15 protein-coding genes and 1 riboswitch are annotated in these 15,234 nt (G+C 63.4%); of the genes, 10 read left to right on the top strand and 5 right to left on the bottom strand.

The features are described from left to right. Position 1 precedes the first annotated feature (1 nt). Positions 2-844, bottom strand: coding sequence for a transporter substrate-binding domain-containing protein (locus N7E70_RS26335; RefSeq protein ID WP_442866481.1), 843 nt, complete (start codon positions 842-844; stop codon positions 2-4). A 700-nt stretch (positions 845-1,544) separates the two neighbouring features. Further along, positions 1,545-2,483 (bottom strand): polyphosphate kinase 2, encoded by a 939-nt coding sequence (gene ppk2 / locus N7E70_RS26330; RefSeq protein ID WP_083948698.1) that lies wholly within the window; start codon positions 2,481-2,483, stop codon positions 1,545-1,547. 98 nt (positions 2,484-2,581) lie between these two features. Here ppk2 and N7E70_RS26325 point away from each other — a divergent pair, with 98 nt between their 5' ends. The 5 genes from N7E70_RS26325 (at position 2,582) to N7E70_RS26305 (ending at position 6,918) form a co-directional block, all read left to right on the top strand. Beyond that, positions 2,582-3,859, top strand: coding sequence for an ATP-binding protein (locus N7E70_RS26325; protein ID WP_263008074.1), 1,278 nt, complete (start codon positions 2,582-2,584; stop codon positions 3,857-3,859). A gap of 146 nt (positions 3,860-4,005) precedes the next feature. Further along, positions 4,006-4,275 (top strand): autorepressor SdpR family transcription factor, encoded by a 270-nt coding sequence (locus N7E70_RS26320; RefSeq protein ID WP_067965423.1) that lies wholly within the window; start codon positions 4,006-4,008, stop codon positions 4,273-4,275. Further along, positions 4,272-4,922 (top strand): SdpI family protein, encoded by a 651-nt coding sequence (locus N7E70_RS26315; RefSeq protein WP_067965422.1) that lies wholly within the window; start codon positions 4,272-4,274, stop codon positions 4,920-4,922. The genes N7E70_RS26320 and N7E70_RS26315 overlap by 4 nt, the downstream gene beginning before the upstream one ends. Before the next feature lie 167 nt (positions 4,923-5,089). Then, positions 5,090-5,815 (top strand): phosphate signaling complex protein PhoU, encoded by a 726-nt coding sequence (gene phoU / locus N7E70_RS26310; RefSeq protein WP_067965420.1) that lies wholly within the window; start codon positions 5,090-5,092, stop codon positions 5,813-5,815. Positions 5,816-5,904: 89 nt separating this feature from the next. Then, the gene (locus N7E70_RS26305; RefSeq protein ID WP_154387160.1) at positions 5,905-6,918 is read left to right on the top strand and encodes a magnesium and cobalt transport protein CorA; all 1,014 of its coding nucleotides are present in this window, start codon (positions 5,905-5,907) and stop codon (positions 6,916-6,918) included. 89 nt (positions 6,919-7,007) lie between these two features. On the opposite strand, the gene N7E70_RS26300 is transcribed toward N7E70_RS26305, so the two are convergent. Further along, a complete protein-coding gene (locus N7E70_RS26300; protein WP_263008073.1) occupies positions 7,008-7,526 on the bottom strand; it encodes a GcrA family cell cycle regulator in 519 nt (172 codons plus the stop codon). Positions 7,527-7,880: 354 nt separating this feature from the next. On the opposite strand from N7E70_RS26300, the gene N7E70_RS26295 reads away from it, so the two are divergent. The 3 genes from N7E70_RS26295 to N7E70_RS26285 all read left to right on the top strand — a co-directional run bounded on the left by N7E70_RS26295 (position 7,881) and on the right by N7E70_RS26285 (position 11,116). After that, positions 7,881-9,074 (top strand): aspartate aminotransferase family protein, encoded by a 1,194-nt coding sequence (locus N7E70_RS26295; protein WP_067965417.1) that lies wholly within the window; start codon positions 7,881-7,883, stop codon positions 9,072-9,074. 15 nt (positions 9,075-9,089) lie between these two features. Next, complete coding sequence (gene argF, locus N7E70_RS26290; protein WP_182576003.1) at positions 9,090-10,007, top strand: ornithine carbamoyltransferase; 918 nt, start codon at positions 9,090-9,092, stop codon at positions 10,005-10,007. A gap of 116 nt (positions 10,008-10,123) precedes the next feature. Further along, positions 10,124-11,116, top strand: coding sequence for an Hsp33 family molecular chaperone (locus N7E70_RS26285; RefSeq protein WP_182576004.1), 993 nt, complete (start codon positions 10,124-10,126; stop codon positions 11,114-11,116). Positions 11,117-11,135: 19 nt separating this feature from the next. On the opposite strand, the gene apaG is transcribed toward N7E70_RS26285, so the two are convergent. Further along, positions 11,136-11,528, bottom strand: a complete 393-nt coding sequence (gene apaG, locus N7E70_RS26280) for a Co2+/Mg2+ efflux protein ApaG (RefSeq protein WP_182576005.1) — start codon at positions 11,526-11,528, stop codon at positions 11,136-11,138. Between the two features lie 160 nt (positions 11,529-11,688). Continuing rightward, a complete protein-coding gene (locus tag N7E70_RS26275) occupies positions 11,689-12,882 on the bottom strand; it encodes an O-succinylhomoserine sulfhydrylase (RefSeq protein ID WP_067965413.1) in 1,194 nt (397 codons plus the stop codon). 43 nt (positions 12,883-12,925) lie between these two features. Then, positions 12,926-13,003, bottom strand: a riboswitch (SAM riboswitch). 141 nt (positions 13,004-13,144) lie between these two features. Here N7E70_RS26275 and N7E70_RS26270 point away from each other — a divergent pair. Together N7E70_RS26270 and N7E70_RS26265 are read left to right on the top strand one after the other, a co-directional pair. After that, positions 13,145-14,233 carry a 2'-deoxycytidine 5'-triphosphate deaminase gene (locus tag N7E70_RS26270; protein ID WP_182576006.1) on the top strand — a complete coding sequence of 363 codons (1,089 nt, stop codon included), beginning with the start codon at positions 13,145-13,147 and terminating at the stop codon, positions 14,231-14,233. A 109-nt stretch (positions 14,234-14,342) separates the two neighbouring features. Continuing rightward, on the top strand, positions 14,343-15,125 hold the full coding sequence (locus N7E70_RS26265) for an ABC transporter substrate-binding protein (RefSeq protein ID WP_067965409.1): 783 nt from the start codon (positions 14,343-14,345) through the stop codon (positions 15,123-15,125). Positions 15,126-15,234 lie beyond the last annotated feature (109 nt).

The raw sequence follows: 15,234 nt of genomic DNA, 5'->3' as shown, positions 1-15,234 counted from the left end.
GTCAGAAGAAGCTGACCGGGAAGTAGCGGAGATAGAGCTCGGCGAAGGTGCCCTTGGCCGAGATTTCGTGCAGCGCGTAGTCGAAGGCTGCGGCAAGTGCGGCATTGCCTGGCGTTGTCGCGATCGCAAGCCCGGTGCCGAGATATTCGGGCGCCAGGTAGGGCCCGCCGGCAAAGCGGCAGCAGCCGACGGCGTCGGTGCCGCTCAGCCAGAACGACAGGCGCATGCCGTCGCCGAAGACGGCGTCGAGCTTGCCGTCTTTGAGGTCTGCGTTGAGCCAGTCCGGCTTGGCATAGGTGACGACCTTCAGATTGCCGAAATAGTCCCTGAGCACACGCTCATGCGCCGAGTCGGCGATCACGCCGACACGCTTGTCGCGCAGCTTGTCGACCAGCGGCTCGGTGACGGCCTGCGCCTTCTTCATGATGAAGCGCGCCGGGAATTGCAGATAGGGCCGCGAGAAGGCGTATTTTTCGCGCGTCTCGGCCGTTGCCGGCACGCCGGCGATGAGGGCTTCGCCTTCGCCTGCGTTCAGCGCGCTGCCGAGCTCGTTCCAGGGCAGGGCCTGGATCTGGCATTTCTCGGCAATGCCGAGTTCCGCGCAGATGGCGCGGGCGAGGTCGACATGGAAGCCCGACAGGCGGCCCGCCTTGTCGATGAAGTTGAAGGGCGGGAAATCTGTGGTGGTCAGGAAGCGCAGGCGCGGCAGCGTCGACAGATCAGGCTTCGGCAGCCGCTCCTTGCTGTCCCACAGCACCGGCACCTGCGGTTCGGCCGACCGGGCCGGGCCGGGCAGTGTTGCAAGCGACATGACGATCGCAAGCATCAGCGGTGCGGGGTTCATGTCTGCTCCGGGCCTTCGGTTGCCGCGTGTCCGGTCTGGACACGCGTCGCGATGATCACTGGCAGAAGCTTTAGCGTCGTCGTCGCGCGCAGGCAAAGCGATTGTGGAACAATGCACCACAAGGGTCACAAGCCCCGAGGTGAAAAAGACAATCTAAGTTAATTAGTCGGCGTCTCACCCGTTCGGGGCATGGCCTCAAATGGGCCAATATGCATAATCGCCTGCGGGGAGTTGCAGCATGGGGGTGTTGCAATGCAACTGGACCAGTCGCCTTGGGGGGGACGCACCTGCGCGTGCGGGCTGTCTGAAACAGCTGGCGTGGCTTGGTTCGATTACTGTCGTAGTATCCAAATTTACGGCTCGCAGGCCGTGGGTGCGTGATGGTTGCGGTTGACTCCAGTCACGCGACCATCCGCCCCGCTTTTTCTGCGTCCGCGCTGTATTGCGCGCCACCGAAGCTCAGGCGTTCGACGAAGCAGACGGCACCACGCCTATGAGGCTGGTATGGCGCTGCCGGCTTGCGCTGAAACCAAAAGACCGCCGCAGCTTCTGAAGGCTGTGCGCGTTTGCGACGGCGTGTTGGGCGATGCTGCCATGGGCAGGTGGTGCTTGCTGTTGGAGCGATGCCGGTGGTCGCCCCATTGGGCGAATACACCGCATCGGCGCCGCCGCGCGAGCTCACTCATTTGCCTTCAAACCGCTAGTCCTTCAGGAACTTCATGCCTTCGGCGATGATCTTGCCGTCGGGCCTGCCGACAACGTCGAGATCGCGGCCTTCATAAGGCAATGCCCGCAGGATATGGCGGATGACCGCGATGCGGCCGCGCCGCTTGTCGTTGGCCTGGACGACGATCCATGGCGCGTGCTGGGTGTGGGTTTTTTCGACCATCAGGTTCAGCGCCCTGGTGTAGTCGTCCCATTTGCTGATGCCGGCAATGTCCATCGGCGAGAACTTCCAGCTCTTGAGCAGGCTGTGGCGACGGTCGTGAAAACGCTTGAGTTGCATCTCCTGGCTGATGTCGAGCCAGAACTTGAAGAAATGGATGCCCTCGTTGACGATCATCTTCTCGAAGTTCGGCGTTTCGTCGAGGAACTGGCGGTGCTGCTCGGGCGTGCAGAAGCCCATGACCGGCTCGACTCCGGCGCGGTTGTACCAGGAGCGGTCGAAGGTGACGAACTCGCCCGAGGTCGGGAAATGCTCGACGTAGCGCTGGAAATACCATTGGCCGCGTTCGGTCTCGGTCGGCTTGGTCAGAGCAACGTCGCGCGCCGTACGCGGGTTGAGGTATTGGCGCACCGCAGCGATGGTGCCGCCCTTGCCGGCGGCGTCACGGCCCTCGAACAGGACGAGCACGCGCTTGCCGACGGCCTGCAACCAGGCCTGCAGCTTGACCAGTTCGATCTGCAGCTGTTCGATCGTCTTTTCGTATTCCTTCTGCGGCAGCTTGTCGTCATAGGGATAGTGGCCCGACGTCAGCGCCTTCTTGTCGATCCAGTCGGGCAGGACGGGGTCGTTGATGTCGAAGCTGCGCTCTTCCTTGCCGATCCTGATCTCGACGGGGCCGGCGACCGGCACCGGATCGACCTTAACCGCCGCGCTGGCGGCGTTGTCCTTCTTGCTTTCCTTGTCTTTTTTCATGACCTCGGCACCTTTCCAGCTCGGCAAGTCATGCTATTGGGTGGCTTGGAAGCGGTCCAGAGGCTTCTTGCGGGTGCTGCGGCACCGGAAACGTTCGTATGGCAGAGACCACCACGCAGACGAAGGCAAGGCGCACGGCGCGGATCGGGGTCGGCCGGCTGTACCAGAACCGCTGGATGTTGGCCGCGGCGATCCTTGCCGTCCTCGCGGTCCATTTCTTCGGCGGCGTCTCCGTGCCCTTCACTTTTGGGACGATTGCAGCGCTAATCTTGTTCGCGCTCGTCGCGCCGCGCACGCCGGCAGCCCGCCGGCTGGCCGAGGCCAGCGCCGGCATCGAGCGCTCGCTGCTCGACAGGCTGTCGGGCGAGAAGCTGGCGGCAGCAGTTGCCAATCCGCTCATCATCTTCGACCGCGACGGCACGGTGGTGCATGCCAATGCGGCTGCCGAGACGGCCTTCGGCGCGATCAGGCCCGACCTTCCGCTGCTTTTGAAGTTCCGTGCGCCCGAAATGCAGGCGCTGATCGAGACGGTGCTGGCGGGCGCGGGCAACGGGCAGGCTACGGACTATGTCGAGCGGGTGCCGTTCGAGCGTGTTTATCGCGTCACCGCGTCGGCGGTCGGGCGCGGCACCGGGCTGTTCGTGCTGGCGTTCAAGGACCAGAGCGAGGCGCGCCGTATCGACCGTATGCGCGCCGACTTCATCGCCAACGCCAGCCATGAGCTGCGCACGCCGCTCGCCTCCATCGCCGGCTTCGTCGAGACGCTGCGCGGTCCGGCCCGTAACGATCCCAATGCGCGCGACCAGTTCCTGCAGATCATGCAGAACCAGACCGGCCGCATGGCTCGCCTGATCGACGATCTCTTGTCGCTGTCGCGGCTGGAGATGAAGCCCTATCTCAAGCCCGGCGTCCGCGTCGACCTGCGCCAGACGGTCGACGCGGTGATCGCCTCGCTCGGCCCTCTGGCCGGAGAGACCGGCGTGGTCGTCGAGCGCGATTTCGGCGATGGTTCGTTCGAGGTTCACGGTGACCGCGACGAGCTGTTCCAGGTGTTCCAGAACCTGCTCGAAAATGCCTGCAAATACGGCCAGTCGGGCGGGCGCGTGCAGGTGACGATGCGGCGCGTCGGGCAGGGCAGCGAAGCCGAGCTTGAAGTCACCGTCCGCGACTTCGGTCCGGGCATTCCGGAAGAGCATATTCCACGCGTCACCGAGCGCTTCTACCGCGTCGATGTCGAGACCAGCCGTGCGCAGAAGGGCACCGGCCTCGGCCTGTCGATCGTCAAGCACATCCTGACGCGGCATGGCGCAAGGCTGTCGATCCGCTCGAAGCTGGGCGAAGGATCGGCCTTCACAGTGCATTTCCCCATCGCCTGAGCCGCAAGCAAAACTTGCCTTGTCGCATGCAGCGTCGACCGCCTGGCATGGGCAGCCGGTCGACGCTTCTGCATTTCGATAATTCGCATTGACTCTAATTAGAAGAATTTCTAAATAATAGCGCAGACACAATCAACGGCGGCCAGATGGGGATCAATGCGGTTTTTGAGGCGCTTTCACACCCGGTCCGGCGGCGGATCCTGGCGTTGCTCAAGAACGGGCCGCTGAGCGCGGGCGAATTGGCAGGGCATTTCGATCTGACCAAACCGACGCTGTCGGTGCATTTCAACAAGCTCAAGGAGGCCGAGCTGGTCGCTGTCGAACGGCGCGGCACGAGCCTGATCTATCACCTCAACACGTCGATCCTCGAGGAGGCCCTAACAGGACTCCTCAGCCTGAAGGACCAGGAACCATGAAGCAGGCCCTGTTTTCGCGCATCAATCTGGCGCTTGCGGCAGCCCTCGCTGCCGTCACGCTTGCCGGTTACCTGCTGGTGCCGGCGGGCACGATGTTGCCGATCCATTGGGGGCCGAGCGGCGAGGCAGATGCATTCTGGCCGCGCGACACGGCATTGCTGCTGACGCCCGTGGCGGTTGTTACGCTGTCGGTGCTGCTGGCCTTCATCGGAAACCGGGCGGGACCGGAGCAGATGGCGTCGAGCAAACATGCCTTTGCGACCGTCATACCCCTCATGACCGGGCTGATGCTGACGATCCAGGGCTCGATCGTGCTGATCGGCCTCGGCTACCCCGACCAGATGGTGCGCGTCATCACGCTGTCGCTTGGCGTCATGCTGATCCTTGTGGGCAACGTCATGCCCAAAACCCAGCCCAATGCCATCGCCGGCGTGCGCTTGCCGTGGATCATGAATGATCCCGCGCTCTGGCGCGCGACGCAGCGGCTGACCGGCATGCTGTTCGTTGCCGGCGGCATCGTGCTGGTGGTTTGCGCGCTGCTGGTGCAGCATCCGACCTGGCTGATCGCCGCACTGCTGGCGGCGTTCCTGGTGCCGCTGCTTGTGGGTGGCATCTACAGTTACCGGTTGGCCAATCACACGCGATGATTGCCTGAAGCCGGCAAAGCGATCTTTCCGATGTGCAGACCTGGCAGATTTCGTCGCGCCGGCGCTAAATCCTTCCCCGGTTTCTTTTTTCCGTCATGCGGCTAGCGTAAAGCGCTAGATTCAGGATCACGATTCCCCAACGGGAACCGACGAAAGAAAATTCGGCCATGCAGTCACAACATATTGTCAGTGCCTACGACGACGAGCTGAAATTCCTGGCGCGGAAGATCGCCGCGATGGGCGGCCAGGCTGAGCGTATGGTCGATCAGGCGATCGCCGCTCTGGTCAATGCCGACCCGGCACTTGGCCAGAGGGTGATCCAGGACGACATCGTGCTCGACGAGGCCCAGCGCGAGATCGACGACAAGGCGATCCTGATCATCGCCAGGCGCCAGCCGATGGCGACCGACCTGCGCGAGATCGTCGGCGCGATCCGTATTTCGGCCGATCTCGAACGCGTTGGCGACCTTGGCAAGAACATCGCCAAGCGTGTGCTGGCGGTGGCCGAGGGCCGGCAACCCAACAGCCTGTTCCGCGGCCTGGAGGCTTTGGCGGAGCTCGCGCTGACCCAGCTTAAGGAAGTGCTCGACGTCTACGCCTCGCGTTCGGTCGAGCGTATCGGCTTCGTGCGCGACCGCGACGAGCAGATCGACGCCATGTACACCTCGCTGTTCCGCGAGCTTTTGACCTACATGATGGAAGATCCGCGCAACATCACCCCGTGCACGCACCTGCTGTTCGTCGCCAAGAACATCGAGCGCATCGGTGACCACGCCACCAACATTGCCGAGACGATCTATTACATCGTCACCGGAGAGCAGATGCCGCCCGAGCGTCCCAAGGAAGACAAGAGCCATCGCGTGACGCTGGAAGGCGAGGGAAAGTCCGGCTGAGCCACGATGGACGCAGGCTCTTCTGCGCCGGGTGGTGAAGGTCTAGAATAGTCTCCGATCGGCGGGGCTGATCCCCGCAGGGGTGCAGCATGACCGAACTGGCCAGGAAGTTCGACAAGGACCCCGAGCTGGAAGGCGGTGTCGTCGCCTCCAGCGTCTATTTCGGCGGCCGTCGTATTGCCGACATCCCGATCGAAGAAGCCGGCCTCTGGGCGGCCAAGGAAGGCCACGTCGTCTGGATTGGCCTGCTCGAGCCGGCCCGCGAGCTGCTGCTCAGGGTGCAGCGCCAGTTCAATCTGCACGACCTTGCCATTGAGGACGCCGAGCATCCGCACCAACGTCCCAAGATCGAGCAATATGGCGATGCCTTGTTCATCGTCGCACGCACAGCGCAGTTGGTGCAGGGTCGGGTGAATTTCGGCGAGACACACATGTTCGTCGGCAAGGGCTACATCGTCAGCGTCCGCCACGGCGTCTCGACCTCCTATGCCGCTGTCCGCCAGCATTGGGAAAGCTGTCCGAGCGCGCTGGCAAAAGGCGAGGACTTCATCCTCTACGCGATCCTCGATTTCATCGTCGACAACTACATGCCGGTGCTTGAGCAGATCGAGGAAGAGGTCGACCTCATCGAGGATGGCGTTCTGGCGCGGCCGATGACGTCGAAGGACATCGAGCGGCTCTACATGCTGCGGCGTGACCTGTTGCGCCTGCGCAATGCCGCCGGCCCACTGGTCGAGGTCTGTCGCCGCCTGACCAGCGCCGACCTGCCGCAGTTGCGACCGGCGATGCATCCGCTGTTTCGCGACGTCACCGACCATATCCGCACCGTGCTGGAAAAGGTCGACAATCTGCGCGAGGTGCTGGCCTTCGCCTTCGAGGCGAGCCTGCTTGTCGGCCAAAGCCAGGAAACGGCGATCGCCAAGAAGCTCGCCTCCTGGGCGGCCATCCTCGCCGTGCCGACGGCGCTTGCCGGCATCTACGGCATGAATTTCGCCGAGATGCCCGAGCTGCATTTCGAGTACGGCTATCCCACCGTGCTGGTCGCGATCGCGACGATCTGCTCGATCCTGTACTGGCGCTTCAGGAAGAACGGGTGGCTGTGAGAGCAGCAAATGGTGAGTAGCGGATAAGAAAAGGCCCCGGAACGCTTGGCGATCCGAGGCCTTTCTCAATTGCACTGTTTGCTATTCGCTCAGCGCGAGCGGCGGCGCTCCGAGGCCGGCTGGAAGGCGATCTTCGAGTGGTAGCCGCAATAGGGCCCACTCTCACCGGCTTCGTTGCCGCAGAAACTGAAGTCTTCGCTCAGCGGATCGCCGTTCGGCCACTTGCACGTGCGCTCGCTGAGCTGAACCAACTGCAGGCGGCGCGAGATCGGCACGACGACGTTCTCAACCGGGCGGATGTACTGGCGGGCAACCGGCTCGACCTCGAACTGCGCCTGCAGCGCGGTTGCGCCGATGCTGGCGGTTACGGTGCGCGTCGCCGTGACTGTGCGCTGCACAGTCTTGGTCGCGGTCGTTGCCTGCGTCGTCTTCTTCTGACGGGCCGGGGCAGTCGTCGCGCGGCCGCGGCTCGACAATTTCAGGCGGTGAACCTTGCCGATGACGGCATTGCGGCTGACGCCGCCCAATTGCGCCGCGATCTGGCTCGCGCTCAGACCTTCCGACCACAATTTCCTGAGTAGTTCGACCCGCTCGTCAGTCCAATTCATGAGACAGTGCTCCTGATTTAACGCGCAGTACTCGGAATCCTTTTCCGTCCGGGCAAAGCCGGTTGGACACCACATCTATTCGGTGATTATGTCCGCCGCACGAAATCTAGTTATTTCTCAATTACAATTACCGATGCGCTGACTCCGTGACAAGAGTCCGAGAGGGCAGCACGATTCGGTTTTTACGGTTTTCCCCAACTTGCCGAGATAACGTGGCTACGCGGCAACGGGTGGCGTGGAATGCGCTGGCATAAGCGACGTTTTCGTTGACTTCATGGCAGAAAAACCTGATATAGCCGCAGGCCGCCGCTCTGAGGCGGCTTTTTGATTTTCCGGGCTTCGGAGAGACATATAATGAGCGGTTCGGCGCTTTTCGAGACGTTTGCTCGTGCACCTCTGGCTTTCGAGCGAGGTGAGGGTTCCTGGCTGATCACCGAAACCGGCGAGCGATATCTCGATTTTGCTGGTGGCATCGCGGTGAATTCGTTGGGCCACAGCCATCCGCATCTCGTCCAGGCACTGACCGAGCAGGCTGCCAAGCTCTGGCACGTCTCCAATCTGTACCAGATCCCCGGCCAGAGCCGGCTTGGCGAACGCCTGGCCGAAAACTCCTTCGCCGACCGCGTCTTCTTCACCAACTCGGGTGCGGAAGCGCTGGAGTGCGCGATCAAGACGGCGCGCCGCTACCAGTATGTGAAGGGGCATCCCGAGCGTTACCGCGTCATCACCTTCGAGGGCGCCTTCCATGGCCGCACCCTGGCGACAATCGCCGCCGGCGGCCAGGCCAAATATCTTGAGGGCTTCGGTCCGAAGGTCGAAGGCTTCGACCAGGTCGCTTTTGACGACATCGATGCGGCGGAGAAGCTGATCGGACCGGAGACGGCGGCGATCATGCTCGAGCCGGTGCAGGGCGAGGGCGGCATCCGTCCGTTCCCGACCGCATCCCTGAAGCGCCTGCGCCAGCTTTGCGACAAGCACGGCCTGCTCTTGATTTTCGACGAAGTCCAGTGCGGCATCGGCCGGACCGGCAAGCTGTTTGCCCATGAATGGGCCGGCGTCAATCCGGACCTGATGGCGATCGCCAAGGGCATCGGCGGCGGTTTCCCGATGGGTGCCTGCCTGGCCACCGAGGAGGCAGCAAGCGCGATGACTGCCGGCGTGCACGGCACCACCTTTGGCGGCAATCCGCTTGCCATGGCCGTCGGCAATGCCGTGCTCGACGTCGTGCTCGAGGAAGGCTTCCTCGATGAGGTCAGCCGCAAGGCACTGCTGATCAAGCAGGGCCTCGCCGCCGTCGCCGACGAGTTCCCCGACGTGATCGAGGGTATCCGCGGTTCCGGCCTGATGCTCGGTCTCAAATGCACCATGCCCAACACCAAGGTGAACATGGCGCTGCGTGACCACAAGCTGCTTGCGGTGCCCGCAGGTGATAATGTGATCCGCCTGCTGCCGCCGCTGACGACCAGCGACGCGGACATCCAAGAGGCGCTCGCGCGGGTTCGCGCCGGAGCTGCCAGCCTTTCCAAGGCCGCCGCCAGCGGCGGCTGAACCCAAGGAAGTTACATGACCAGCGGGATTCGCCATTTCACCGACCTCTCGGCACTTTCCGGGAGCGACCTTCGCGGGATTCTCGACGACGCAGCCAAGCGCAAGGCGCGCCTGAAAGCCGGCGAGCGATCGAAGCCGCTGGAGGGCAAGGTACTGGCGATGATCTTCGACAAGCCGTCGACCCGCACGCGCATCTCGTTCGATGTCGGCATGCGTCAGCTTGGCGGCGAAACCATCATGCTGACCGGCACCGAGATGCAGCTCGGCCGCTCGGAATCGATCGCCGACACCGCCAAGGTGCTGTCGCGCTATGTCGACGCCATCATGATCCGCACCACCGCGCATGACCGACTGCTCGAGCTGACCGAGAATGCGACCGTTCCCGTCATCAACGGCCTGACCGACGACACCCATCCGTGCCAGCTGATGGCCGATATCCTCACCTTCGAGGAGCATCGCGGCCCGGTGCGCGGCAAGACCTTTGCCTGGACCGGTGACGGCAACAACGTGCTGCACTCGCTGCTCGAGGCTTCGGCCCGCTTCAGCTTCAACGTCAACATCGCCGTGCCCGAGGGCAGCGAGCCGGAGCAGAAGTATATCGACTGGGCCCGCGCCAATGGCGGCAAGGTCATGATCACGCGCTCGCCCGAAGACGCGGTTCGCGGTGTCGACACCATCGTCACCGACTGCTGGGTGTCGATGGGCCAGGAGCATCGCGCCCGCGGCCATAACGTGTTCCTGCCTTATCAGGTCAATTCCGACCTGATGAAGCATGCCAAGCCCGACGCCCTGTTCATGCACTGCCTGCCGGCGCATCGCGGTGAGGAAGTGACCGACGAGGTCATCGACGGCCCGAACTCGGTGGTCTTCGACGAGGCGGAAAACCGGCTGCACGCGCAGAAGGCCGTGCTCGCCTGGTGCCTGGGCGCTTGAATGCGTGATCCCGCGACCCTATCTGGGGCGGGATCATTCAATTATCATCAAAGCCATGTTCTGCGACCGTCGGCGGACCGACCGGGCGCGGAACTCTATAGATGGGATAAGTTCCAGTGACTGACACCGAACGCAAGCTCGGCGAATTCGGGTTCGCCGGCGACGACCATGTCGTTCCATTCCAGGTCGAGCCGCTCGACGTGCGTGGCCGCACCGTCCAGCTCGGCCCGCTGCTCGACCAGATCCTCGGACGGCACGACTATCCCGAGCCGGTGGCCAGGCTCCTGGCTGAGGCCTGTGTGGTCACGGTGCTGCTCGGCACGTCGCTGAAATTCGAAGGCAAGTTCATCTTCCAGACCCGCACTGACGGGCCGGTCGACATGCTGGTCGCCGACTTCACCACGCCGCATTCGCTGCGCGCCTATGCACGCTTCGACGCCGACCGCGTCGATGCGGCGATAGAGGCCGGCATGACCGCGCCCGAGGATCTGCTCGGGAGCGGCGTGCTGGCGCTGACCATCGATCAGGGCGAGCATACCCAACGCTACCAGGGCATCGTCGAGCTCAACGGCATCACGCTGGAAGAGGCGGCGCGCGCCTATTTCCGCCAGTCGGAACAGATCCCCACCGAGGTCAAGCTGTCGGTGGCAAAGCTCGTGCTGCCGGCCGAAGGCGGCCCGCGCGAGCATTGGCGTGCCGGCGGCCTGTTGGCGCAGTTCCTGCCCGACTCGCCCGAGCGCCGGCGCGTGGCCGACATCCATGGCGGCGACGGCGACGAGCGCGACATCGCAGTCCACCCGGACGACAACTCCTGGCAGGAGCTTCTGGCGCTGGTCGGAACCATCGAGCCGACCGAACTGATCGACCCGACGGTCGGCACCGAAAGGCTGCTCTACCGCCTGTTCCACGAGCATGGCGTGGTCGTCTATGACGGCGTTCGCGTCGTCGACGAATGCTCGTGTTCGGGCCAGAAGATCAAGGGCATCCTGCAGGGCTTCACGGCCGAGGAAATCACTGACAGCGTCGAAGACGGCGTCATCCGCGTCGCCTGTGAGTTCTGCTCCAAGTCCTACGAATTCGACCCGGCAGAATTCGCACCGGTACAGTGAAGTCGGGCGCAATGATGCGTCAGTTCAGCCTGGGGCGAGCATCGGGCAAGTCGAGCGAGAAGGCCGGGATGGCGATGTCGAACATCTCGCCCGCCTCGTTGCGCATGGTGTAGCGCCCGACCATGATGCCTGACGGCGTCGAGAGCGGGCAGCCGGACGCATATTGATAGCTGTCGCCGGGATTGAGTTCGGGCTGGTCGCCGACCACGCCCGGGCCGCGCACTTCTTCGACCTTGCCGCTCGCATCGGTGATGTGCCAGTAGCGCGACAGCAACTGGACGAATTCGTCGGAATTGTTCTCGATGGTGACGCGGTAACCCCAGACGTAGCGGTTTTCCGATGGCTCCGACTGGTCCACCAGATAGAAGGGCTCGACCTCGACCGCGATGTTGCGGGTGATTGCGCGATACATATGCTGCGCTCCTTGGCCTGCACGATGACAGAGTCCGCCGCGCGAGGCTGCGGGTCAACTGCTGTTCGACAAAATCACGCCGATTGTGATGAGGCTGTGACGGATCTTACCGCCGGCTTGAACGGCGCTCCCGGTTGCGGAGCGCCGTTGTCCCGGGCGTCTAGCGCGCCGCCTTCAGCGCGTCGCCGATGTCGTTGAGCAGGTCGTCGGCGTCTTCGAGGCCGACCGACAGACGCAGCGTGCCGTCGTCGATGCCGAGCTCGGCGCGGGCCTCGTCGGTGAGGTTCTTGTGCGTCGTCGTCGCCGGATGGGTGATCAGGCTCTTGGCGTCGCCGAGATTGTTCGAGATCAGCACGATCCGCAGCGCGTTCTCGAAGGCGAAAGCGGCTTTCTTGCCGCCCTTGACGTCGAAGCAGATCAGCGTCGAGCCGCCCGACATCTGGCGCTTGACGATGTCGGCCTGCGGGTGGTCGGCGCGGCCCGGATAGATCAGGCGCGACACTTCAGGCTGCTCGGCGAGGAAGTCGGCGATCTTTCCGGCGGTCTCGGTCTGCTGGCGCACGCGCAGCGGCAGTGTCTCCAAGCCCTTGAGCAGCGTCCAGGCGTTGAACGGCGACAGGCTCGGGCCGGTGTGGCGGAAGTAGTCGTGCAGGTTCTCATCGATCCACTTCTTGTCCGACAGGATGACGCCGCCGAGGCAGCGGCCCTGGCCGTCGATGTGCTTGGTGGCAGAATAGACGACGACATGGGCGCCGAGCTCGAGCGGCTTCTGCTGCATCGGCGTGGCGAAGACATTGTCGACGACGAGGCGTGCGCCGATCGAATTGGCAAGGGTCGCGACCGCCGCGATGTCGACGACTTCGAGCGTCGGGTTGGTCGGGCTTTCCAGGAAGAACAGCTTGGTGTTGGGCTGGACCGCCTTTTCCCAGTTCTCGATCAGCGTGCCGTCGACCAGCGTCGCCTCGATGCCATACTTGGGCGCCAGCGTCTCGACGACCCAGCGGCACGAGCCGAACAGGGCACGGGCAGCAACGATGTGGTCGCCGGCCTTCAGGCCGCACAGGATGGCGGCGGTGACGGCCGCCATGCCGGAGGCGGTGGCACGTGCGTCCTCCGCGCCTTCGAGCGCACACATGCGCTTTTCGAACATGTCGACGGTGGGATTGGCGTAGCGCGAATAGATGAAGCCGGGGGTCTCGCCCTTGAAGCGGGCCTCGGCGCTTTCGGCGCTTTCATAGACATAGCCCTGGGTCAGGAAGATCGATTCCGAGGTCTCGCCGAAGCCGGAGCGAAGGCTGCCGCCATGGACGAGGGTGGTCTGGGGTTTCCAGTTACGCTGCTTTTCGGAGCTCATAGCCAAATCCAAATACAAAAAAACCGGCCGCGATAAGTCGCAACCGGTCCACAACGCGGCCCTTTAGCGACTTGTTTAACGTGGCTGCAAGCCGACCGGCCAAATCACCACGGGATAAATGTCCTTTAGACCCGCAGCCTGCTTGCGTCAATTGCGAGGACGACTAAACGTTTTGGGCCACGCACATGAGCCCGGAAACGGTCGGGATCCAGCGGCCCCGGCTCGCTTTTTGGGCTGGCGGCGCTGTAGAGGAGTGAGGCAATTGCGGCAGTCGGGCATTCTTCCAGACCAGGACATCGCGGCGCTGTTTGCGTCGGGCGCGCTCAAGGCGTCGCCGCTCGATGCCGACCAGATCCAGCCGGCGAGCCTCGACCTGCGCCTTGGCGCCATCGCATATCGCGTGCGCGCGTCCTTCCTGCCTGGCCCCAATTCGCTGGTTCAGGCCAAGCTCGACCGGCTCAAGCTGCACGAGATCGACCTGAGCAATGGCGCGGTGCTGGAGACGGGCTGCGTCTACATCGTGCCGCTGCTGGAGAGTCTTGCTTTGCCTGCCGAAATATCGGCCTCGGCCAACCCGAAGAGCTCGACCGGCCGCCTCGACATCTTCACCCGTGTCATGACCGACCATGGCCAGGAGTTTGACAAGATTCCCGCCGGCTACAGCGGCCCGCTCTATCTTGAGGTCAGCCCGCGCACCTTCCCGATCGTCGCGCGCAAGGGTTCGCGCCTGTCGCAGATCCGCTTCCGCAAGGGAAATGCGCTGTTGTCGGAAACCGAGCTCAACGCGCTGCACCTGTCCGACCGGCTGGTGGCGATCGATCCGCCAAACATTTCGGGGGGCGGCATCGCGCTGTCGATCGACCTTGCCGGTGCGCCCGGCAGCATCGTCGGTTATCGTGGCAAGCACCATACCGGCCTCGTCGACGTCGACAAGCGCGCCGCCCAGAAGGTCGTCGACTTCTGGGAGCCGATCTACAATCATGGCGCCGAGGAATTGGTGCTCGACCCGGACGAGTTCTACATCCTGGTGTCGCGCGAGGCTGTGCATGTGCCGCCGCTCTACGCCGCCGAAATGACGCCGTTCGACCCGCTGGTCGGCGAGTTCCGCGTCCACTATGCCGGCTTCTTCGATCCAGGCTTCGGCCATTCCGGCGCCGGCGGCACCGGCAGCCGCGCCGTGCTCGAGGTACGCAGCCACGAAGTGCCGTTCATCCTGGAACACGGCCAGGTCGTCGGCCGCCTCGTCTACGAGCACATGCTGGCACGCCCGAAAGCGCTTTATGGCACCGACCTCGGCTCCAACTATCAGGCTCAGGGACTGAAGCTCTCAAAGCATTTCCGTACGGACTGACCTTAGGTCAGGGCCTGCCGACCTTAGTCTGCTTGTCCATTTCAAGCCGCTGTGCTTGGCTGCGGGCAGGGACGCCCGACATAAGGGTGCCCGGCAAATGGAGAGGATCATGCAGATTTCGTGGAAGTTCGCTTGCGCTGCTTCGCTGGCAGCGCTGTTGTCTGCGGCGGGCGGTGCCTCGGCGCAGGACGCAACAAAGCTCAAGATCGCCACAGAGGGCGCCTATCCGCCCTTCAACAATCTGAGCGCCGACGGCAAGCTCGTCGGCTTCGACGTCGACATCGCCAATGCGCTGTGCGCTCAGATGAAGGTCGAATGCGAGATCGTCGCCCAGGATTGGGACGGCATCATTCCGGCGCTGCAGGGCAAGAAGTTCGACGCCATCGTCGCCTCGATGACCATCACCGAGGAACGCAAGAAGCAGGTTGCCTTCACCAACAAATATTACACCACGCCGCTGGCGCTGATTGCGCTCAAGACCTCCGAGTTGACCTCACCGGAGCCCGATGCGCTGAAGGGCAAGTCGGTGGGCGCACAGGCCTCGACGACGCAGAGCATCTATGCAGAGGACCACTATGCCAAGGCCGGCGCCGACGTGAAGCTCTATCCGACGCAGGACGAGGCCGTGGCCGACCTGACCAATGGCCGCCTCGACGCCGTCGTCGCCGACAAGTTCGTGCTCGTCGACTGGATGAAGACCACCGGTCAGGATTGCTGCAAGATGATCGGCGATCTCAAGGGCACCGAATCCGAGACCGGCATTGCCGTCCGCCTCGATGACACCGCCTTGCGCGACAAGCTTAACGCCGCGATTGACGCCATCTACAAGGACGGCACCTACGCCAAGATCAACGCGAAGTATTTTGACTTCGATATTTATGGCGCGGATTGATCGCTGATACCTGAACACCGAAGGCCGGGCGCTTGCGTCCGGCCTTTTCGTATCCGGAGCAGGCGTCGCAAGACGCATGTGCTAGCACCCGCCTCGGATTGGCTGCGGG

The organism is Aminobacter sp. NyZ550, assembly GCF_025628925.2.
In the GTDB taxonomy this organism is placed as follows: Bacteria; Pseudomonadota; Alphaproteobacteria; order Rhizobiales; family Rhizobiaceae; genus Aminobacter; species Aminobacter ciceronei.
This window is presented reverse-complemented; position numbering and strand designations above follow the sequence as displayed.